Genomic DNA, 21,127 nt, shown 5'->3' on the forward strand with positions numbered 1-21,127 from the left:
GCGGTGTGAGGTCAACTGTATTTCACCTAGTCTTTCGCTGTTTAAAGATAAATGTACGTTTGTCTTATTTATTTTTATTATTTAATTTTTTGATTCTTCCTATGCATGTCCCTCAATTTTTCACCATATGCTTTCCTAGGAGGGACAAAGCATGACTTCATTACTCATTTTTATAATAATGATTGCTGTTTTTATTTTTGGCATGACTTTATTGCGGAAAGGGCTATTCTATTTATCAGCAGATTCAACTAAACGCTGGTTAACTAAGTTTACAAATACACCTCTTAAAGGGATGATGGTTGGCATTATCTTAACTGCTATTATGCAGAGTAGCTCCGCAGTTATGATTATTACCATTGGTTTAGTTGCCGTACACTTACTTACTTTCCGCCAAACGATTGGTATTATTTTAGGGACAAACATTGGCACCACTATCACAACGGAGTTAATTACTTTCGATATAGAATCTTTTATTTTACCGATTGCTATAATCGGCATGTTATGTGCATTCATCAGGAGGCGATCATTTCAGAGTATCGGCATTGGATTAATGGGTATTGCTTGCGTATTTGCTGCTATGAGGGGGTTTGAACATTTAGCTTTTACCATTAAAGAAACCCCATGGGTAAAAGATTTTCTTATTACATTAGATCAAAGTCTATTATTAGCCGTAATAACCGGTATTGTTCTTACTGCGATTATCCAGTCAAGCACTGCCACTACAGGTATTCTAATGGGATTTTTAACAGCAGGTGGGATGGACCTTAGTACAGCGATTGCTATTATGCTTGGTTCCAACATCGGCACATGCGCTGACGCATATCTCGCCAGTATCGGTGGACGTAGAGAAGCAAAGTTAACTGCCTATGCTCACATTTGGTTGAATATTATAGGTGTTCTTCTCTTCTATCCTTTTATTGAGCTGCTAACAAATTTCGGTATTGGTTCAGCAGACCAAATTGATAGGCAACTTGCTCATGTTGGTGTCCTTTTTAATGTCATTACTTCACTTCTCGTTCTACCTTTTGCCAAACCTTTTAGTGACTTGATTATTCGCCTACATGACCGTAAAAAGTAGTGAATATCGTTGCTAATATACACCACAGTTAAAAAGAGAGACGAACATTCAGAATGTCCGCCTCTCTTTCAACAACTAGATTAATAATCTGTTGTACTTGTTAATCCATTTACGATAGCAATGCCTGAGCTTGCACCGATTCTAGTCGCACCAGCATCAATAACTGCTTGTGCATCTTCTGCACTTCTCACTCCACCAGAAGCTTTGACGCCAATATCGGGACCTACCGTTTCTCTCATTAATTTCACGTCAGCAACAGTCGCGCCACCCGTTGAGAAACCAGTTGATGTTTTAACGTAATCCGCTCCTGCTTTAACAGCCAATTGACATGCAATTACTTTTTCAGCATCTGTTAACAAACTAGTTTCGATAATCACTTTTGTTAAAGCCTTACCATCTGCCGCTTCCACAACTGCACGGATATCCTCCTCCACAACTTCTAATTTCCCACTTTTAAGTGCGCCAATATTAATAACCATATCAACTTCTGTGGCCCCTTGTTTGATGGCTTGTGTTGTTTCAAAAGATTTAACTTCTTTATCCGATGCACCTAAAGGGAAGCCAATGACTGTACAAACAGCCACATCTGATCCCTGTAAAAGTTTAGCCGCTTGTGAAACCCATGTTGGATTTACACATACAGAAGCAAAACCGTTCTCTTTTGCCTCGTTACATAAAGTATTAATTTGCTCAACCGTTGCATCAGCCTTCAATAATGTATGATCAATCATTTTTGCTATATTATTTGTCATCAATGAACTCTCCTTTTTTTATAAAATGCTTTTATACTTAATTCTTCTGCTAGTTGTCCGTACCTCTGTTATCATATCATTTTATGAATGAAATATCGAGATTCTCTTTAGTAAAATGAGAAAAACTGTTTTAATTTAGGTTCCAAAAGATAATAAGACTGTTTTACAAGATGTTAAGGACATTATTTATTCCCAGGACTTTTATTATCCTTATATTGAAAAGCTATTATTCATGTAATATATATATTGAAAAATGTAAAATATATGTTACGTTTATAAAAGGAGTGATACAATATTTGGATAATAAGGTTAAGATTTCTCGTATACAAGTAGATTTAACACAACAACAACTTGCAGAAAAGATAGGTGTTACTCGCCAAACCATCAGTTTAATTGAGAAGGGTAAGTATAACCCTTCTCTCAAGTTATGTTTGGATATATGTTACGCAGTTAATAAAACTTTAGATGAAGTATTTTGGATAGAAAAAGGAGGCTGATAATATATGAAAAAAATCACAGATGAACGTTTAGTTCTACAAAATTTAAAAAATATACGTATTGCATTTATCATCCAGACCATTGGAATTCTTGGAATTTTAGGTTATGACTTAGTTACAGGTGGGTTAGATGAAATGAGAAAAAACCCACTATGGACAGTATTTATAATAACCGCAGTTGTTTCAGCCTATTTATCAATGAGTATTAGTGCAGACCATGAAGATAATAAGATAAACCCCCGGAAAAGTCTAATTATTTCATTAGTAATTCTTATTTTGATTACAACAGTTGTTGGTTTTTTTGTATCTCTCACACAAGGATTTTCTATCATGAATGGAGTAATTGTGGGTGCTATTCTATTTATTTGTGGCCTAATTCCAATCATTTATATCTATTACTTAAGAAAAAATCGACAAGATAAAGAATCCGAATAAAATTGAAAAATAACCTATTAAGGGATCACCTAAAATAAAGAATTACTTAGGGTTTCATTCGTTTTCCTAGATTCACCATTTACCTTACTCCGGCTATTTTTCTTACGGAATAAAAATGCAGTAAAAAAAGCTGACCGGTCAATGAACGGTCAGCTCTAATCGTTTATATTGCTTTTTCTTTCATCTCATCCATGACACGAATAAATTGCCCTTCGTTATATGGATAACCTGCTTTTGTTATCTTCACTTTGACTAATTTACCTACCATCTCTTCTGTTGCAGGCACAATCACTTTTAAGTAATTATCCGTATAGCCTACATACAAATTCCCGTCTGGCGCATCTTTGTATTTTTCTTCAGGGATGATCTCGAGTACTTCATCTTCAAAGCGACTTGCGTACTCTTTCGCTAGTTGATCAGATAAATGAATTAAGCGATGAACTCTTTCATTCTTAACTTCTTCATCAATTTGATCAGTCATTCGTGCTGCTGGTGTGCCTGTTCTACTTGAATAAGGAAAAACATGAAGCTCTGAGAATTTATGTTTTTTAATAAAATCATACGTCTCCATAAATTCTTCTCCTGTTTCACCAGGAAAACCGACAATGACATCTGAAGTAACTGCTAAACCAGGTAAGGCTTCTTTTAAGCGCTCAATACGTTCAGCGAAAAACGCCATCGTATACTTTCGACGCATTCTTTTTAATACTGTGTCCGATCCTGATTGAATCGGAATATGCAGATGACGGACAACAACCTTAGAGTTTCTAATTACTTCAATCACTTCATCCGTAATTTGACTCGCCTCAATAGAGGATATACGAATCCGTTTAATGCCTTTAACCTGTTCTTCTAAATCCTTTAGTAGCATAGCTAGATTATAATCCTTAAGATCCTCGCCATAACCGCCAGTATGTATCCCGGTTAAAACAATTTCTTTGTAACCAGCCTCCACTAATTGTTGCGCTTGATGAATCACTTCTTTGGGGTCTCTAGATCTCATTAAGCCACGAGCCCAAGGAATGATACAAAAAGTGCAGAAGTTATTACAACCTTCTTGTATTTTTAATGAAGCACGCGTCCTATCTGTAAAGGCCGGAACATCTAGTTCCTCGTAAACCCGATTTTTCATAATATTTCCGACACCATTAATCGGTTGACGTTCACTTTTATATTGCTCAATATACCCTAACATTTTCTTCCTGTCTTGTGTTCCAACAACAACATCCACACCTGGGATGGCCATGATTTCTGCCGGTGATGTTTGGGCATAGCATCCTGTTACACAAATGACAGCGTCCGGATTTTTTCGAATGGCTCTACGAATGACTTGTCTGCTTTTTTTATCACCAGTATTCGTAACCGTACATGTGTTAATCACATACACATCAGAGGTAGATTCAAAACCGACACGATCGTATCCTTCTTCTTTAAACAATTGCCAGATGGCTTCTGTTTCATAATGGTTTACTTTACAACCAAGTGTATGAAAAGCTACTGATGGCATATATCTTCACTCCATTAATTCAAAATGATAAGAAACAGCTGAAAGTACATAGGAAGGTGCTGTTTCAGTTCTTAATATTCTTGGTCCTAATCCACAAGAAATAAACCCTTCATCCTCTAAAAGCGTTATTTCTTTTTCTGTCAGGCCACCTTCTGGCCCAAAAATAAATAATAAAGAGTCTCCCCGGGACATACCCTTGAGTACTTGGTGAAAAGCCGATGATTCACCTTGTTTACTACTTTCTTCATAAGCGACACATTTATAATCATAATTTTTACTTATTTCTAGTAACTGCTGTAAGGACTGTGGTCCATACACATGTGGTACTATGATGCGATGAGACTGCTCGGCCGCTTCTTTAGCGATCTTTTGCCAACGATCTTTCTTTTTATTCGCCTTTTTTTCGTCTAACTTTACAATGGAACGAGCTGACATAAAAGGGATAAACTGATGGGCGCCAAGTTCGGTGCCTTTTTGTATTATCCATTCGAGCTTATCCCCTTTAGGCAATCCGCTCACAATGGTAACATCAACAGGTAATTCGACATTTTTCTCTATCCATTGTACAACTTCTAACTCTACCACTTCAGAGGTAATGTTAACCAGTTTACATTGAGCTGCTTTTCCGTCAGGGTCTACACAAATAATTTCGTCACCTACATTCATCCTCATTACGCGGGTAATGTGGTGATAATCATCACCTGTAATAAAAAAATGATCATTTTCTCTATGATTCACAAAATATCGTTGCATATATATAACCCCTTACTAAACGAATAAATAGGGGGAATTCATGACTCCCCCTAGTACATTACTGCTTTTTACCTATAATGGCAACCCAATCTTCCATTTGAATTGTCTCAACAATGTCAAAACCACTTGAAATCATCGCCTCTTTGACAGCCTGTTTTTTCTGCTGAATAATGCCAGAAGCAATAAAATGACCTCCTGGTTTCACCACTTGCGCGACATCATCTGTAAAACTTACAATTACTTCTGCTAAAATATTGGCGACTACTACTTCAGCTTGTACAGTAATATTATCTAACAGATTACCTTGAGAGACTTCAACAATATCCTGCACTTTATTTAACTTGATATTGATTTTCGCTGAACGTACAGCTACTTCGTCCAAATCGAGTGCAGTAATATTCTCTGCACCGAGCATCGCTCCAGCAATACTGAGTACTCCTGACCCCGTTCCCACATCGATAATATGATCACCAGATGTAACAATATGCTCTAGTGCTTGAATACACATCACTGTTGTTGGATGAGTTCCTGTTCCAAATGCCATTCCTGGATCCAATTCAATAATGAGTTCATCACTACTTACTGGTGTATATTCTTCCCAAGTTGGAACAATCGTGAATCGTTTAGAGATTTTCACAGGGTGATAGTACTTCTTCCAAGCAGTCGCCCACTCTTCTTCGTTCACTTCACTAATACTGACCTCATTTTTACCAATATCAATATTAAACGATAAAAGGTTACTAATGGCATTCTTTATTTCTTCTACTGTTTCGCCTAAAAAGCTATTAATCGGTAAATATGCTTTAACGATTACGCCTTCCTCTGGATAATCATGTGGATCGAGCTGGTAGATTTCGCCGTATTGATCTCTTCGTTCTTTCGTCAATTCAAATGGATCTTCAATCACTACACCACTTGCACCTGCTTCATGAAGAATATTTGAAATCGGCTCAACTGCTTCGTTCGCCGTGTGAACACTAATCTCTGACCATTTCATCTTACTACCAACTCCATTTCACTTATTCACCCTTAAAGGCACGCTTTACTTTTGAGAAAAACCCATCTTCTTGTTCACCTTGAGGTACTTTGCCACTCACTTCTGCAAATTCATTTAATAGCTGTCTTTGTTTATCTGATAACTTCGTCGGTGTTACCACTCTAACAATAATATGTTGATCACCAGTACCATAACCTCTCACATTAGCTACACCTTTTCCTTTTAGACGGAACTTTGTACCTGTCTGTGTTCCTGCTGGTACTTTGAGCTTAACCTTGCCGTGAAGTGTTGGAACTTCTACTTCATCCCCAAGTGCAGCCTGCACAAATGTAACTGGCATTTCACAATAAATATCGTCGCCATCCCTCTCAAAGAACTCATGTGCACGAACGTGGAAAACAACATATAAATCACCTGCTGGTCCACCGTTTACACCAGGTTCCCCTTGAGAAGATACACGAAGTTGCTGACCATCATCAATACCTGCTGGAATTTTCACACTGATTTTGCGACGTTTTTTCACTTTACCGTCGCCACCACATGTTGAACATTTATGTTTAATCTCTTTGCCTGTACCGTTACAATAATTACATACACGACGGTTGACAATCTTACCAAACGGTGTATTTTGCTCTACATTTAATTGACCGGAACCATGACAATGTTTACACGTTTCAGGTTTCGTCCCAGGTTTCGCGCCTGAACCATTACATGTTTCACACGTTTCTTCACGTGGAATTTCAATTTCAGTATCTTTACCAAAAGCGGCATCTTCGAAAGATACCGTCATATTATATTGCAAATCAGCACCTTGGCGCGGTGCATTCGGATCTCTTCTTCTTGATCCTCCACCAAAGAAAGAACTGAAGATATCTTCAAAGCCACCAAAGCCTTCGAAGCCACCTCCACCACCAAAACCTTGGTTTGGATCTGTATGACCAAATTGATCGTAATGAGCTTTTTTCTGATCATCACTCAATACTTCATAAGCTTCTTTCACTTCTTTAAACTTTTCATCCGCACCCGGTTCTTTATTAATATCCGGATGATACTTCTTCGATAATTTTCTGTATGCTTTCTTTATTTCATCCTTAGACGCACCTTTACTTACGCCTAGGACTTCATAGTAATCTCTTTTATCCATGATTACCACTCCCCGATCCATTTCACATAAAAATAATTGTATCATCCCACCAACCCAAAAGGCAATAAGAAAAGCGGAAGCGGCTTGCTCTGGAGCGACAAGCATAAGGCGAGGTTGTCTATGAGGTTGTTCTTACCTCATAGACACAGCTTTGACTTATGACCTCAAGCCGATGGCACCTGCAGCTAGATCATAAAAAAGCGAAAGCAGTTCGTCCACTTTATTTCACCTCTACGGGTGAGGATACATGATTTTTATGACTATTTTATGTTCTTTTCATTAACAAAGTGTGGTTTATAGTTTAGAAATAAGAAGTAAGCTGACGATTGCTTCCTTACTTCTTATTTCTAAAACAAATGCCACTTAAATAATGAACTTTTTAATGCAAAAATAAAGCCAAAGCCAAGTAATACCTGACTTTGACTTTTGTTAGGACTTTAAAATTATTTTTTATCGTCTTCTACTTCTTCGTACTCTGCATCTACCACATTATCGTCTGCTTTTTTAGATGCATCGCCTTCTGCACCTTGAGCTGCTTGTGCTTGTTGTTGTGCTTCTTCATATAACTTCATAGTCAAAGCTTGAACGATTTCTTGAAGTGCATCTTTTTTCGTGCGAATGTCTTCTAAGTCACCTTTTTCAATGGCAGCTTTCAATTCATCCTTCGCTTCATTTGCTTTTGTCACTTCTGCTTCTTCTACTTTACCTTCAAGATCTTTTAATGTTTTTTCAGTAGTGAAAACTAATTGATCTGCTTCATTGCGAAGTTCAACTTCTTCTTTACGTTGTTTATCCGCTTCTGCATTATCTTCAGCTTCTTTCACCATACGATCGATTTCTTCATCTGAAAGACCTGTTGAAGATTTGATTGTAATAGCTTGTTCTTTATTTGTGCCAAGATCCTTCGCACGAACATTAACAATACCGTTTTTATCGATATCAAATGATACTTCAATTTGTGGTACACCACGTGGTGCCGGTGGAATATCTCCTAATTGGAAACGACCTAGTGTTTTATTATCTTGTGCCATTGGACGTTCACCTTGAAGTACATGGATATCAACAGCAGATTGGTTATCAGCAGCTGTAGAGAATACTTGTGATTTAGATGTTGGGATTGTTGTATTACGTTCAATTAGCTTCGTGAATACCGCACCCATTGTTTCAATACCTAGTGAAAGTGGAGTCACGTCAAGTAAAACAACGTCTTTCACATCACCAGTGATGACACCACCTTGAATGGCAGCTCCCATCGCTACGACTTCATCAGGGTTTACCCCTCTATGTGGGTCTTTACCTGTTTCTTTTTTAATCGCTTCTTGTACAGCTGGAATACGTGTAGAACCACCAACAAGAATGACTTTATCAATTTCTGATGGAGAAAGGTCAGCATCTTTTAACGCTTGGCGAGTTGGTCCCATTGTGCGTTCAACTAAATCTGCAGAAAGCTCATCAAATTTTGCTCTTGATAAAGTAACTTCTAAGTGAAGCGGTCCAGCTTCACCTGCTGTGATAAATGGTAAAGAAACTTGCGTAGAAGTAACACCTGAAAGGTCTTTTTTCGCTTTTTCAGCTGCATCTTTCAAACGTTGAAGAGCCATTTTATCTTTAGCTAAATCAATACCATTTTCTTTTTTAAATTGTTCCACTAAGTAGTCAATGATCACTTGGTCAAAGTCATCTCCACCTAGTCGATTATCACCTGCAGTTGCTTTTACTTCAAATACGCCATCTCCTAATTCAAGGATAGAGACGTCAAAAGTACCACCGCCAAGGTCATATACTAAAATCGTTTGATCTTCGTCCGTTTTATCCATACCGTAAGCAAGTGCGGCAGCAGTTGGTTCGTTAATGATACGTTCAACTTCTAACCCCGCAATTTTACCCGCATCTTTTGTTGCTTGACGCTCAGCATCATTAAAATAAGCAGGAACAGTGATAACAGCTTTATCAACTGTTTCTCCAAGATAATCTTCAGCATAGCCTTTTAAGTATTGAAGGATAGCTGCAGATACTTCTTGTGGAGAAAGCTCTTTACCTTCTGCTTCTACTTTATAATCTGTTCCCATATGGCGTTTAATTGAAATAATTGTATTCGGGTTCGTAATTGCTTGTCGTTTAGCTACTTCCCCTACTTGACGTTCACCATTTTTGAAAGAAACAACTGATGGCGTTGTTCTATTTCCTTCAGGATTTGGAACTACCTTTGCTTCGCCGCCCTCAAGCACAGCAACACATGAATTTGTTGTTCCTAAGTCAATACCAATAATTTTGCCCATGATCTATACCTCCATTACATAATATGTAGTTATTGATTTACTTTAACCATTGCCGGTCGAATGACACGGTCTTTCAGTAAATAACCTTTTTGAAATTCTTCAACGACTACATTAGAATCGTAGCCTTCTTCTTCCACCTGCATAACAGCTTGATGGAATTGAGGGTCAAATACTTGGCCTACAGCTTCAATCTGTTCAACGCCTTCTTTTTTCAACGCCTCGATTAAACTGCGATAAACCATTTCCATACCTTGTAGCAATGATTGCACGCTACTATCGTCTGAATTAGATTGCAGTGCTCTTTCAAAGTTATCAAGGGCTGGTAATAAATCTGATACTAAGCTTTGCGCTCTATATTTTTCAGACGCTTCACGATCTAACTTCGCACGACGTCTGCTATTATCAAAATCAGCTTGTAATCTTAAATAACGATTATCGGCCTCTTCCACCTTTTTCTCAAGCTCTGCCACCTTAGCTTCCAGCGCAGAAACCTCACTGATTACTTCAGATGAATCACCTTCAGATTGAGTGTCAGCAGCTTCACCAAAAACTTCTTCTGGTTGAATGTTTTCTTGCTCGGATTTGTTTACCTCTTCTTGTAGAGTCTCTTTTTCTTCTGCCAACTTTTTCACCTCCCTTAAATGCTATTGGGTTCATAGTTAAAGGGGTGGAAGCGAATTCCACCCTTATTCAATATTTCCAGGGTTATTCGTTTTGATACAGCCTTGTCAACTCATAAGATAAGCCTTTACTTAAAAATTGTAGCAAACTGATGACTCTGGAATATTCCATTCTGGTTGGTCCTAATATAGCAATCGTTCCCAATTGTTCTGCACCAATAGAATAGCTTGCGGTAATTAAACTACAATTATCCATCGCAGAATTTTTATTTTCGGTACCAATTTTCACTCGAATACCTGAGGAATGATTACGTATTAAATCATATATTCCTTCTTCCTGCTCAATCATATAAAGTAAGTCCTTTACCTTGTCTATATCATGAAACTCGGGTTGACTTAATATATTCGTTTTCCCACCAAAGAACAATTTCTCATTTGCAGGCATTTGAATCGTATCGATAATTGAGTGGTAAAGAAAGTCATAATGTTGGATATGCTGGCGTAAAACTATGGCAACTTCTTTATAAATCGTTTGATTTAGATGTTCAATTGGTACACCCACTAAACGATCATTTAAAATATTTACCATCATTTCAATATCTGCTGGGTTCATGGATTCAGGAAAATGAAACATTCTATTTTCCACATGCCCAGTATCTGTCACAATAATTGCAATGGCTGTGTGATCATTCAATGGAACGATTTGAATTCTTTTTAACCTATTCTCCTTCACTGCCGGACCTAAAACGATTGAAGTGTAATTCGTCATTTCTGAAAGGATTTTAGCTGATTTTTGTACAATTTTTTCTAATTCGTACATCTTATCACTGAAAATACTTTTCATTTGTACTACTTCACGTTTATTTAGTCGCTGCGGGGATAAAAGATGGTCGACATAGTATCTATACCCCTTCTCAGAAGGTATTCGTCCTGATGAGGTATGTGTTTTTTCTAAAAAACCAAGCTCCTCTAAATCAGCCATTTCATTCCTAATTGTCGCCGAGCTAAAAGAAATTTCATCTTTCTTAGATAATGTTCTTGAGCCAACCGGCTGTGCCGTCTGAATAAAATCATCAACAATCACTTGGAATATCAACAATTGACGATCTGTTAACACAGTAATCACCTCTGTTAGCACTCTCATTTAATGAGTGCTAAATCTAATAATAAATTATCAAATCTAGGAGCGAGTGTCAATCATTTGCGCCTTATCTCCATCATAATTATTAAAAGAAAGACAACAAACCATCATTCAAGGAAGAATGTTGAATGTACCACTCGTTTGATCATTGTTTAGAATACAATGATTTCAACATATTTTGCTTCTTTCTACGTACCACCTGATCAACGAAATAGAGCGGTAGCTTTTACCGTTCTAATCATTTAATAAATGATTGAAAAACTTCATTGCCTAACAGTCGGCCTTGCTTTGTTAATTGAATAGAATCACCTTTTATTTCTAGTAAAGACTTCTGTTCATGTCCTAGTAATTCTTCGCGAAATACCTCCATAATATCTATATCGTATTTATCCTTAAACTCTTTCATAGAAACACCTTGTGTTTTCCGAAGTCCAAGAAACATTTCTTCCTCCATTTTCTCCTTCTTCGTTACTTCATGTATATCCATAATAGGCAACTCATTTTGATCTAATGGTTCCATATATTTTTTTAAAGGACCGTAATTCGAGCGACGATAACCTTCCACATAGCTATGGGCACCAGCACCAAACCCAAAATAAGCTTCATTATTCCAATAGGTCAAATTATGTTTACTTTCAAAGCCAGGTTTAGAAAAATTACTAATTTCATACTGCTCAAAGCCATTCTCTTTCATTTTTTCCATTAATAACTCATACATGGCTGCCTCAACATCCTCCCCAGGGGTATGAAGTTTACCTTTACGCATAAGGTTATAAAATACTGTTTTTGGCTCTATGATGAGAGAATAAGCAGAATAATGCTGAACATCTAATTGAAAGGAAGTGGTTAAAGTTTCTTGGAAGTCTGCCATCGTTTGAGTAGGCAAACTATAAATAAGGTCTATACTCATATTTTTAAAGCCAGCTTTTTTTGCTGATTCCACTGACTGATATACATCTTTCGCCCGATGTACTCTACCAATTTTCTCTAACAATTGATCATTAAATGTTTGTACACCTAAGCTTAATCGATTGACCCCATAATCATACAAAAGCTTAAGTTTTTCGTATGACAAGTCCCCTGGATTAGCTTCAAACGTAAACTCATACTCACCAGCAAGAGGTAATCTTTTGCGAATTGACTCTAGAAAAGTTGCAAGTTGCTTTTCATTCAAAGCAGTCGGTGTACCTCCTCCGACAAATATAGTCTTAAAAGGAGCGTAGTCGCTGCTGTTCATCGTAATTTCCATTTCTTTATCTAAATATTGTAGATACTCATCTACTGGTTGTCCTTTTAAGAACACTTTATTAAAATCACAATAGTGACAGATATGCTCACAAAACGGTATATGAAGGTATGCCGCTTGAATCATTACTTTCACAACCTTACTTTTTTAGGTTTCTCATCATCTAGTGATGAGTCTAGCAAAAACAATCTTTAGACTCTCCAATTTTAGTCTCTTTGTTTCTGCTTCTATTTTAAAATTTAAAACGGAAAAAAATAGGCTAGGATACGCCTATGGGAAAGCATACCTAACCTATCCTAATAAAGCAATTTATTTTATTTCTTTGTATTATTATCATCCATTTTTAATACAGCCATAAATGCTTCTTGCGGTACTTCAACTGACCCCACTTGTTTCATGCGTTTTTTCCCTTCTTTTTGCTTTTCAAGCAATTTTCTTTTACGGGAAATATCCCCACCATAACATTTTGCAAGGACATTTTTGCGCATCGCTTTTATTGTTGAACGAGCAATTATCTTTTGTCCAACAGCTGCTTGAATAGGGACTTCAAACTGTTGACGCGGAATAAGTTCTTTTAATTTTTCAACTATCACTTTTCCTCGTTCGTAAGCAAAGTCACTATGAACAATAAAGCTCAAGGCATCAACTTTCTCTGCATTTAATAAAATATCCATTTTCACTAGCTTGGATGGGCGATAACCGATTAATTCATAATCAAAAGACGCATACCCTTTTGTATTTGATTTTAATTGATCAAAAAAGTCATAAACAATTTCTGATAAAGGAATTTCATATACAATATTCACGCGTGATTCATCCATATATTGCATATCAATGAAATTGCCTCGTTTTAATTGACACAGTTCCATAATCGCCCCAACATATTCATTTGGTGCCATCATCGTTGCTTTTACATAAGGTTCTTCTACTCTGTCAATTTTTTGTGCATCCGGCATATCTGATGGATTATCAACTTTCAACTCTGTCCCATCTGTTAGCATGACATCATAGATTACACTTGGTGCAGTTGTAATCAAATCAATCTTAAATTCGCGCTCAATTCTTTCTTGAATAATCTCCATATGCAATAAACCTAAAAATCCACAACGGAACCCAAATCCAAGTGCCTGGGAAGTCTCAGGCTCGTACTGAAGAGCAGAATCATTCAGTTCTAGTTTTTCAAGTGCTTCACGTAAATCATTGAACTTCGCACTATCAATCGGATAAAGTCCACAATAGACCATCGGGTTCAGTTTACGATAACCAGGCAACGGGTCTGTTGCACCATTCTTTGCACTTGTAATCGTATCACCAACACGTGTATCGCCTACATTTTTAATTGCTGCCGTTAAGAAACCAACATCTCCAACGGAAAGCTCATCCATTGGTGTCGATTTAGGTGTAAACACACCAACCTCGGTCACTTCGAACTCTTTACCAGTAGCCATCATTTTAACTTTGTCGCCTACTTTAACCGTTCCATCAACGACGCGGATATAAGCAACAACCCCACGATAAGCATCATATAACGAATCGAATATTAACGCTTTAAGGGGTGCATCGGGATCTCCAGTAGGTGCCGGAACCTTTTCTACCACTTGCTCTAGAATATCTTCAATCCCAATTCCCGCTTTGGCAGATGCTAAAACAGCTTCAGAAGCATCGAGTCCAATGACTTCTTCCACTTCATTTCTCACACGTTCTGGATCGGCACTAGGTAAATCTATTTTATTAATAACAGGTAATATTTCTAAATCATTATCTAATGCCAAGTATACATTAGCTAACGTTTGCGCCTCTATTCCTTGAGCAGCATCAACGACTAATACTGCACCCTCACATGCAGCTAAACTTCTGGACACTTCATATGTAAAATCGACGTGCCCTGGCGTATCAATTAGATGGAAGGTATAAATTTCTCCATCCTTAGCTTTATATTTGAGTTGTACAGAATTTAATTTAATCGTAATGCCACGTTCTCTCTCTAAATCCATAGAATCTAGGAGCTGGTCTTTCATTTCCCGCGCAGTAAGTGCATTTGTTTTTTCCAAAATACGGTCAGCCAACGTAGATTTCCCATGGTCAATATGAGCAATAATGGAAAAATTACGGATCCTAGATTGCCTATTCAGTCTCTCTTCTCTGTTCATGTAACTTTCTTCACTCCTATATAAAAGCGCAAATCACACATATGTGTATGGTTCACAACAGTTTTCACTAGTAAGTACACTAATTGTCTGGGCTGCACAAAGTCTCTATACGATACGATCCTTCTCTCAACGATTACAATCATTATTGTTAGCCAAGTTTCTTAGCACTTAAAAAGTGGATGATATGTACTTCATTTATTTACTTGCTTCTCTTTCTAATCGAAAAGACATACATATTGTTGATTATAGCAGTACAAAATGGAAGATTCAACGAAATTCATGAATGGGTGTACAGATTCAATCGGAGTTTCATTTCTTGTGTAAGAATTGAAAAGCTAGTTGGGGAATTGTTTTATCTGAGATTATTGAACTTTTTTATTAGGCCTAGGCGGATCCTCGAATCCACCTAGGGAATGCTCTATTACTCCTCATCTTTTTCTTGTACCTTATCAACTACCATATCAATACCTGTTCTTGTAATGGCTTGAGTTCCTTCTGATATGGACTTACCTATAGATGAAAAGAGATTAAAGGACTTCATCTCCTCTAATTGTTTTTGCTTACCTTGTAAGTCGTGTGTGGATGCGCCCCTATCGTCCCCGACTGTTAGCGCACTCATCTCTACCATTGCATGATTCGCTTGCTTCATACCAAACAAAACAGAAATGAACATAAGAGATATAATTAATATAGTTGCGACCATGAATCTTTTCATTCGAATCACCTTTCCCTCATTCTAGTAATAGATTGTATGAAAAGAATAGAAAAGATAGAACCTTTTTATCGCGTATAAAAGCCTGTATTCTCTTGATTTACTTTAGAATGGAGAGCTGCATTTAATCCATTAGCTAGTAAATTAGCCATATCTTCTATAAACACATCTACTTCTTTTGGGGTCACCATCAAGTTATGTCCCAATGGAGATAATACTTCTCCGATTAATTTACGTTTTTCTTCCTCAGGTAAAGTACCCACAATACCCATAAATGTTTGTCGCTCTTTCTCCTCGGGTAAATCTTCTTCAGATAGCTTTCGCTTTTCTCCAAATGTCATTCCGGCCGGTATTAGTGAGCGAGAAGGCTTGTCCCCTTCTTTCAGTTCCTTTCCGAAATGCTTGAGGATAAAATCAATTGTGTCACTTGTAATTGAAACGGCATCAACAACAGTTGGTACTCCAATTGCAATAACAGGTACACCTAAAGTTTCTTTACTAATTTCCTTTCGTTTATTGCCTACACCTGAACCGGGATGAATCCCTGTATCAGAAATTTGGATAGTAGAATTGACCCTTTCAATTGACCTTGCTGCTAGAGCGTCCAAGGCAATGACAAAATCCGGCTTCGTTTTCTCAACAATGCCAAACAAAATGTCACTCGTTTCAATACCCGTTAAACCCATTACACCAGGCGAAAGCGCACTGACAGGACGATAGCCACCTTCTACACTCTCTGGCTGTAACTCAAATAAGTGCCGAGTAATTAGTAGGTTTTCACATACTTCGGGTCCAATCGCATCTGGGGTAACATTCCAGTTCCCTAAACCAACAATTAAACATGAATCATTAGGGCCAATACCTAGGTCTTTAATAAAGTAGGCCATTTCTTTAGCAAATAGCTTTTCCACTTGCAGTTGCGTTTCCGTATCTTGTTGTCTAATCCCCTGTACCTCTATTGTTAAATATTTACCTGGTTTTTTCCCTAGCATTTCACTTCCTTGTTCAGTCACTTCAACATAAGAGATTTTCATGCCCTCTTTTTCTTTTTCTTTAATAATAACGCCTTCGATTTGGGACTGATTATCTTCACCTTGTATTCCTTGGTTTTCTAATACGACCTCACGAGCTTCTATTGCTAAGTCCGTTCTTATCCCATATTTGCTTAGATCCAACTTCTCATTCAAAGCCAAACGACCACCTTTTTTGCGTATTATTGTAGTTTTAGGATGACCACCACTTGTTCAAATCATGCATGTTTTATATGTGAACAATATGTTTCTACAGTGAAGGAGAAGATGGATTTCCTCGTTTTGTATTGATTTATTGTCTCAGTTTTGATAGAATATCACTTGTTCTGAATTTATATTAATGATGAATACAAATATCGAGTTCATAAAAATTCGATGCCTTTTTTGTAGGAGGTGAATGGAATGCCAAATATTAAATCTGCTATCAAACGTGTTAAAACAAACGAAGCACGCTATGCACGTAACATTCAAGCTAAGTCTAACATGCGTTCTGCAGTGAAAAAATCTGAAGCTGCGATTGCTAATAACGATGCAAATGCTGCTGAAAGCTTTGCACTAGCTGCAAGCAAACTAGATAAAGCTGCTGCAAAAGGACTTATCCATAAAAATGCTGCTGCTCGTAAGAAATCTCGTTTAATGAAAAGAATGAATACTGCAAATGCTTAATTTGTAGAAATCATAAAAAGCTATCCGCATGATGGATAGCTTTTTTTCATTACATATAAAAGATTATTTATAGAACTTCCATATCCCGTTTATTTAATTTAAATAAGAATAACTCAATTAATAATTGCTTGTTCATTCCTCCGGTTTTCATTTGATAATCCGCATCTGCGAGAATATCCATGATTTGCGATAACTCTTCTTCACTAAAAAGTCTCGCTTGACCGGCGGCAAGTTTCACTCTAAAAGGGTGCGTTTTAATATATCCAGCTATCTGATTTTGTCCGTAACCTCTTCTAGACAATTCTTTCACTTGGTAAATGAGACGAAACTGATTTGTAATGACTGCCAAAATTTTGATAGGTTCCTCATTTAACTTCAATAAATCATAAAAAATTCTTAATGCTGCTTCTATATCTCTATGGACGACTTTTTCTACAAGTGTAAAGATATTTTGTTCTAAAGACCGCGACACTAATTGATCCACCATTTCAACCGTAATACGTCTTTCATCACTTCCATATAAAGCAAGCTTATCCATTTCGCTCGTTAACATAAATAAATTCATACCTGATAGTGTAAGTAGAAGATTGATTGCTTCTTCATCAATCTGTACGCCATTTTTGGATGCACGATCACGCATCCAAAAATGTAGCTCTTTCTCATTCAATTGTTTCGCTTCTAACACTGCAGCGCTTTTTTTGATGTGTTTCGTTAACTTTTTACGCTCGTCTAGCTTTTCATATGCGCCTGAAAATACGAGAATCGTGTAAGGAGCAGGATCTTTCAAATAATTCTCAAGTGCATTTAATTGATGCTCTACCTTCGCTTTCCCTTTATCCGCTGTTAGAAAATAGGGATTATGTAAAATAATAAGACGGCGCTCCCCCATAAAAGGAAACGTTTCAGCGTCTTCAAGCGCAACTTCAATAGGCGTTTCTTCTAAATCATAGGTAGACAAATTGAAGTCAAGTTCTTCTGGCAGTAACGCATGATTTATTAATAATTGTTTCGTTTCATTTATAAGGTAAGGCTCGGTACCGTATAATAAATATACAGATGAGAAGCTTTTTGCTTTAATTTGCTTCCATATATCAAAAACCACTTTTTCTCGCTCCGATCATTTTTTATAAGTACTATCTATCCTATAGAAGCAAATCGATTTTGACAAGTGGAATGAAAAGAATGTACGCTGCTTATAATACCAATAAATATAAAGAAAAGCGCTTTTTAAGGCGCTTCTCAAACAATCTATATAGAAACGCTTGCAAGCAAGAGGCCTAGGATACTCTTGCTGAAGCGGTGCACCCTTATACTTATAATATGTCATGACAGTCGCTGAATTATCGCTGTCAACTCATGTAAGTAAAGGAAAAGCATTTCTAGAAGTGTAGATTTTTTCATGGAAATCACTTATACTAATTAAGGAAATAGGAGGGTTGACTGTGAACGAATTTGAAAAAAATGTCCAATCGAAACGTCACGATATTGGTGACTCCGCAATGGGATTCGTTGCTTCTTTCGGATTCTTTACCATTCTATTTGTCATTGCGGTCGCAATTAAAGCAATCGGCGCATAACCCTTGAAGGCTCATTAGCAGATACATACTTCTGCAATTTTGCATTGACATCGAGCTTTCGGAAGAGACTGCATTACGCTTGCAGTCTTTTTTATTTTTTGAAAAGAAAGTTAAGTTGTTTTCTATTGTCTGGGCATAACATATCCTATGGTAGGACAGTTGAAAAGGTTCCGTTACCTTTGAAAAAAACATAAGTAATTCCGCCATGACGATCAGTTCTTACTATTGGAATTTGATGATTTCTTAACCTCTGCAACACTTCCTCTGTTGGATGACCGAAACGATTGTTTCTACCAACTGAAATAACTGCCAGTTTAGGTTTTACTCCATCAAGAAACTTCTCAGTCGTCGAAGTTTTACTTCCGTGATGTCCCACTTTTAATACATCAACAGATAACCTTTCATATTTATTGACTAGCTTCGCTTCCCCAGCTTCTTCTAAATCACCAGTAAATAACCATGTTAATCCTCCTATGACAGCATAAAGCACGATAGACCCATCATTTTTATTATTTGCTGTTTTATCAAACGGCATAAGAATTTGAAATTCCTCAGTCTTCATACGCCAACGTACTCCAGCACTTACCTGCCGTACATTAACCTGTTTTGTGTGAGCTATCTTTATTATCTCTGTTTCTAACGCACTTCTTTCCTTCGTAATCGGGAGTAATATCTCACTTACTTCAATCATAGACAAAACAGCTGGTGCACCACCCATATGATCACTATCACCATGTGTAAGAATCAGTTTATCAATTTTCCTAATGCCTTTACTTTTCAAAAAAGGCACAACGATATCTTCCCCAGGATCAAATGCGCCGGTTCTTTCCTGCCATTCCTCTTTATCAAACGAAAGTACTCCCCCAGTATCAATTAAATAATTCCCCCTGTTATGAGGTAAACGAATGAAAATACTGTCCCCTTGCCCTACATCAATAAAGGATACTTCACCTGTAAAATAAAAATAAGGAGTGAGATAGTGAATGAAAAAGACGAAAAAAGGTGCAATGCTTGCTAATAGAAAATTCTTTCTCCCCTCCCCTTTCTCCCATTGTAAGAAGAAAAGATTGATTGCTATTAAATAGAGCAGAATAAGCCACAAAGAGGGTCTTCCTAATGTTAATACAGCCTGGGGAAAATCCGCTATTGTTAAACTCAAATCATTCATTCGCTCTAGTAATGTATTTATCCATTGAATCGGAAACCAAGCCCAAGTTCCAACAATCATATGATAAGCCAATAAGAACAGAAATAGCGGGAGAATAACAAAAGAAAAAATGGGTACAAAGAGTATATTAGCGACGAGGGAGAAGATTGAGATTTCATAGAAGGAATAAAGTAATATTGGCGTTGCTGATAATTGACAAATAAAGGATATTATAAAAAGAGATCTTATAGGAGAGGTACGTCTTTTGAGGAGAGAATAAGAAGACAAAAGTAAAACATAAGTAACTGTGAAAGAAAGCTGAAAACCAACGTCATAAAGAATAAATGGGTTAATTAATAAATAACAAACAAATACAATACATAACACATCTTGCGTTCTCATAGCTGACAAAAAAATCTTAAAAAGCGCTGCGAACATAAGCATTGCTACAGCTCGAATCACTGAAGGTGTTCCTCCGGCAAGGATGCCATAGATCGGTAACAAACCCACTAAAATCATCAACATATGCTGTCTTGTCACACCTAGCCTTAAGCCCACAAATAAGAGCATTCCAGCTAATAAACTTACATGCATACCTGAAATAGCTAATAAATGAATAATGCCTAATCTTTGATAAGCTGTTTCAACGGTTTCATCTAATTGCGATCGGTCTCCATAAACTAGAGCATTCACTAGTGGTGCGGTCTCATTTGGAAAATACTTACTCACGTATTGGATCCCTTTTTCCCGCAATTGCCAAATTTGTGTAACGATATTCGTATTGCCCATTTGGCAGCTTCGTAAATCAAATTGGTCAGTTTGAATTTGCCAGTGAATACCTTTGCGCTCTAAATATTGTTGGTAATCAAAGCTATGAAAATTTGTTGCTTTTTGCGGAGTTTCTAGTTTGCCCATCACATTACATATCAGACCTGTACTCGTTACCTTCTCCAGTGAGTCTTTCTCTTCCTTAGATGGAATATAGTATGTAAATACGAGCTTTTCATTTGAAGGTTGATCGATCGCTTGAGCAGAGAGATGATCTCCATCAATGACCCATCCATGAGTAAAGGTCAGCGTGAAATCAGTCCTTTCACTTCTTATATCAGTCCCATTATCATAAGAAGCAACATAACCTCTAATGAAAAATAACACACTACATAAAATAAATAATAATGTCAGTCTTCGAGAAAGATACCTTGTAAAAATACTAAAGAGAAAAAATAGGAAAAGGGGTATGAAATAAAAATAAGAGGAGAAAGAAGATAAGAGTGAAAAAATCGCGACAAGGGAGCAAAAAAACCATTTCCCTGGCAAAGAAATCTCACCACCCATTTAGAATAGTATTGTACACCAAGAGGATGAAACGGCTCGCTACCTAATAAACCGTTTCAT

The 21,127-nt window shown here is 37.1% G+C and carries 19 protein-coding genes; 5 read left to right on the forward strand and 14 right to left on the reverse strand.

The genetic code is table 11. The features are described from left to right. The first annotated feature begins 151 nt into the window (after positions 1–151). Positions 152–1,078 (forward strand): Na/Pi symporter, encoded by a 927-nt coding sequence (locus MKX78_RS16440; RefSeq protein ID WP_095372516.1) that lies wholly within the window; start codon positions 152–154, stop codon positions 1,076–1,078. Positions 1,079–1,158: 80 nt separating this feature from the next. Here MKX78_RS16440 and deoC read toward each other — a convergent pair whose 3' ends face one another. Beyond that, positions 1,159–1,830 (reverse strand): deoxyribose-phosphate aldolase, encoded by a 672-nt coding sequence (gene deoC, locus MKX78_RS16445; RefSeq protein WP_095372515.1) that lies wholly within the window; start codon positions 1,828–1,830, stop codon positions 1,159–1,161. Positions 1,831–2,126: 296 nt separating this feature from the next. Here deoC and MKX78_RS16450 point away from each other — a divergent pair, with 296 nt between their 5' ends. Both MKX78_RS16450 and MKX78_RS16455 read left to right on the forward strand, forming a co-directional pair. Next, on the forward strand, positions 2,127–2,327 hold the full coding sequence (locus MKX78_RS16450; RefSeq protein ID WP_157733932.1) for a helix-turn-helix transcriptional regulator: 201 nt from the start codon (positions 2,127–2,129) through the stop codon (positions 2,325–2,327). A 6-nt stretch (positions 2,328–2,333) separates the two neighbouring features. After that, complete coding sequence (locus MKX78_RS16455) at positions 2,334–2,762, forward strand: hypothetical protein (protein WP_095372513.1); 429 nt, start codon at positions 2,334–2,336, stop codon at positions 2,760–2,762. 163 nt (positions 2,763–2,925) lie between these two features. Here MKX78_RS16455 and mtaB read toward each other — a convergent pair whose 3' ends face one another. The 11 genes from mtaB to gpr form a co-directional block, all read right to left on the reverse strand. Next, positions 2,926–4,269, reverse strand: a complete 1,344-nt coding sequence (gene mtaB / locus MKX78_RS16460) for a tRNA (N(6)-L-threonylcarbamoyladenosine(37)-C(2))-methylthiotransferase MtaB (RefSeq protein ID WP_341051617.1) — start codon at positions 4,267–4,269, stop codon at positions 2,926–2,928. A 6-nt stretch (positions 4,270–4,275) separates the two neighbouring features. Then, positions 4,276–5,022, reverse strand: a complete 747-nt coding sequence (locus tag MKX78_RS16465) for a 16S rRNA (uracil(1498)-N(3))-methyltransferase (RefSeq protein WP_341051619.1) — start codon at positions 5,020–5,022, stop codon at positions 4,276–4,278. 58 nt (positions 5,023–5,080) lie between these two features. Then, positions 5,081–6,019, reverse strand: coding sequence for a 50S ribosomal protein L11 methyltransferase (gene prmA / locus MKX78_RS16470; protein ID WP_095372510.1), 939 nt, complete (start codon positions 6,017–6,019; stop codon positions 5,081–5,083). A gap of 22 nt (positions 6,020–6,041) precedes the next feature. Continuing rightward, complete coding sequence (dnaJ, locus tag MKX78_RS16475) at positions 6,042–7,163, reverse strand: molecular chaperone DnaJ (RefSeq protein ID WP_307312851.1); 1,122 nt, start codon at positions 7,161–7,163, stop codon at positions 6,042–6,044. A 443-nt stretch (positions 7,164–7,606) separates the two neighbouring features. Next, positions 7,607–9,442 carry a molecular chaperone DnaK gene (dnaK, locus tag MKX78_RS16480; protein ID WP_095372509.1) on the reverse strand — a complete coding sequence of 612 codons (1,836 nt, stop codon included), beginning with the start codon at positions 9,440–9,442 and terminating at the stop codon, positions 7,607–7,609. Between the two features lie 29 nt (positions 9,443–9,471). Next, positions 9,472–10,065 carry a nucleotide exchange factor GrpE gene (gene grpE, locus MKX78_RS16485; RefSeq protein WP_341051622.1) on the reverse strand — a complete coding sequence of 198 codons (594 nt, stop codon included), beginning with the start codon at positions 10,063–10,065 and terminating at the stop codon, positions 9,472–9,474. Between the two features lie 82 nt (positions 10,066–10,147). Beyond that, positions 10,148–11,179: a heat-inducible transcriptional repressor HrcA gene (hrcA, locus tag MKX78_RS16490; RefSeq protein ID WP_095372507.1), complete on the reverse strand. Its 1,032-nt coding sequence runs from the start codon at positions 11,177–11,179 to the stop codon at positions 10,148–10,150. A 262-nt stretch (positions 11,180–11,441) separates the two neighbouring features. Further along, positions 11,442–12,575, reverse strand: coding sequence for a radical SAM family heme chaperone HemW (hemW, locus tag MKX78_RS16495; RefSeq protein ID WP_341051624.1), 1,134 nt, complete (start codon positions 12,573–12,575; stop codon positions 11,442–11,444). A gap of 188 nt (positions 12,576–12,763) precedes the next feature. Further along, positions 12,764–14,599: a translation elongation factor 4 gene (gene lepA / locus MKX78_RS16500; protein WP_095372505.1), complete on the reverse strand. Its 1,836-nt coding sequence runs from the start codon at positions 14,597–14,599 to the stop codon at positions 12,764–12,766. A 421-nt stretch (positions 14,600–15,020) separates the two neighbouring features. Continuing rightward, positions 15,021–15,314 (reverse strand): DUF3679 domain-containing protein, encoded by a 294-nt coding sequence (locus tag MKX78_RS16505; protein ID WP_095372504.1) that lies wholly within the window; start codon positions 15,312–15,314, stop codon positions 15,021–15,023. A gap of 65 nt (positions 15,315–15,379) precedes the next feature. Next, entirely contained in the window at positions 15,380–16,498 is a 1,119-nt protein-coding gene (gpr, locus tag MKX78_RS16510; RefSeq protein ID WP_341051626.1) for a GPR endopeptidase, read from the reverse strand. 246 nt (positions 16,499–16,744) lie between these two features. Here gpr and rpsT point away from each other — a divergent pair, with 246 nt between their 5' ends. Then, positions 16,745–17,008, forward strand: a complete 264-nt coding sequence (rpsT, locus tag MKX78_RS16515) for a 30S ribosomal protein S20 (RefSeq protein ID WP_095372502.1) — start codon at positions 16,745–16,747, stop codon at positions 17,006–17,008. 67 nt (positions 17,009–17,075) lie between these two features. Here the strand turns inward: rpsT and holA are convergent, their stop codons facing one another. Then, entirely contained in the window at positions 17,076–18,110 is a 1,035-nt protein-coding gene (gene holA / locus MKX78_RS16520; RefSeq protein ID WP_341051628.1) for a DNA polymerase III subunit delta, read from the reverse strand. A gap of 340 nt (positions 18,111–18,450) precedes the next feature. Between holA and MKX78_RS16525 the strand changes: the two genes are divergently transcribed. Further along, positions 18,451–18,585, forward strand: coding sequence for a YqzM family protein (locus MKX78_RS16525; RefSeq protein WP_095372500.1), 135 nt, complete (start codon positions 18,451–18,453; stop codon positions 18,583–18,585). 145 nt (positions 18,586–18,730) lie between these two features. Here MKX78_RS16525 and MKX78_RS16530 read toward each other — a convergent pair whose 3' ends face one another. Next, on the reverse strand, positions 18,731–21,049 hold the full coding sequence (locus tag MKX78_RS16530) for a DNA internalization-related competence protein ComEC/Rec2 (protein WP_307312839.1): 2,319 nt from the start codon (positions 21,047–21,049) through the stop codon (positions 18,731–18,733). Positions 21,050–21,127 lie beyond the last annotated feature (78 nt).

Origin of the sequence: Cytobacillus sp. FSL R5-0569 (genome assembly GCF_038007265.1) — a bacterium.
GTDB classification, from domain to species: domain Bacteria; phylum Bacillota; class Bacilli; order Bacillales; family Cytobacillaceae; genus Cytobacillus; species Cytobacillus kochii.

What these genes read in the sequence shown, in the direction of transcription:
- deoC (WP_095372515.1), bottom strand. Translation starts at nt 1,830, where the DNA reads ATGACAAATAATATAGCAAAAATGATTGATCATACATTATTGAAGGCT.
- dnaJ (WP_307312851.1), bottom strand. Translation starts at nt 7,163, where the DNA reads ATGGATAAAAGAGATTACTATGAAGTCCTAGGCGTAAGTAAAGGTGCG.
- MKX78_RS16465 (WP_341051619.1), bottom strand. Translation starts at nt 5,022, where the DNA reads ATGCAACGATATTTTGTGAATCATAGAGAAAATGATCATTTTTTTATT.
- MKX78_RS16455 (WP_095372513.1), top strand. Translation starts at nt 2,334, where the DNA reads ATGAAAAAAATCACAGATGAACGTTTAGTTCTACAAAATTTAAAAAAT.
- lepA (WP_095372505.1), bottom strand. Translation starts at nt 14,599, where the DNA reads ATGAACAGAGAAGAGAGACTGAATAGGCAATCTAGGATCCGTAATTTT.
- mtaB (WP_341051617.1), bottom strand. Translation starts at nt 4,269, where the DNA reads ATGCCATCAGTAGCTTTTCATACACTTGGTTGTAAAGTAAACCATTAT.
- dnaK (WP_095372509.1), bottom strand. Translation starts at nt 9,442, where the DNA reads ATGGGCAAAATTATTGGTATTGACTTAGGAACAACAAATTCATGTGTT.
- hemW (WP_341051624.1), bottom strand. Translation starts at nt 12,575, where the DNA reads ATGATTCAAGCGGCATACCTTCATATACCGTTTTGTGAGCATATCTGT.
- MKX78_RS16505 (WP_095372504.1), bottom strand. Translation starts at nt 15,314, where the DNA reads ATGAAAAGATTCATGGTCGCAACTATATTAATTATATCTCTTATGTTC.
- rpsT (WP_095372502.1), top strand. Translation starts at nt 16,745, where the DNA reads ATGCCAAATATTAAATCTGCTATCAAACGTGTTAAAACAAACGAAGCA.
- prmA (WP_095372510.1), bottom strand. Translation starts at nt 6,019, where the DNA reads ATGAAATGGTCAGAGATTAGTGTTCACACGGCGAACGAAGCAGTTGAG.
- MKX78_RS16440 (WP_095372516.1), top strand. Translation starts at nt 152, where the DNA reads ATGACTTCATTACTCATTTTTATAATAATGATTGCTGTTTTTATTTTT.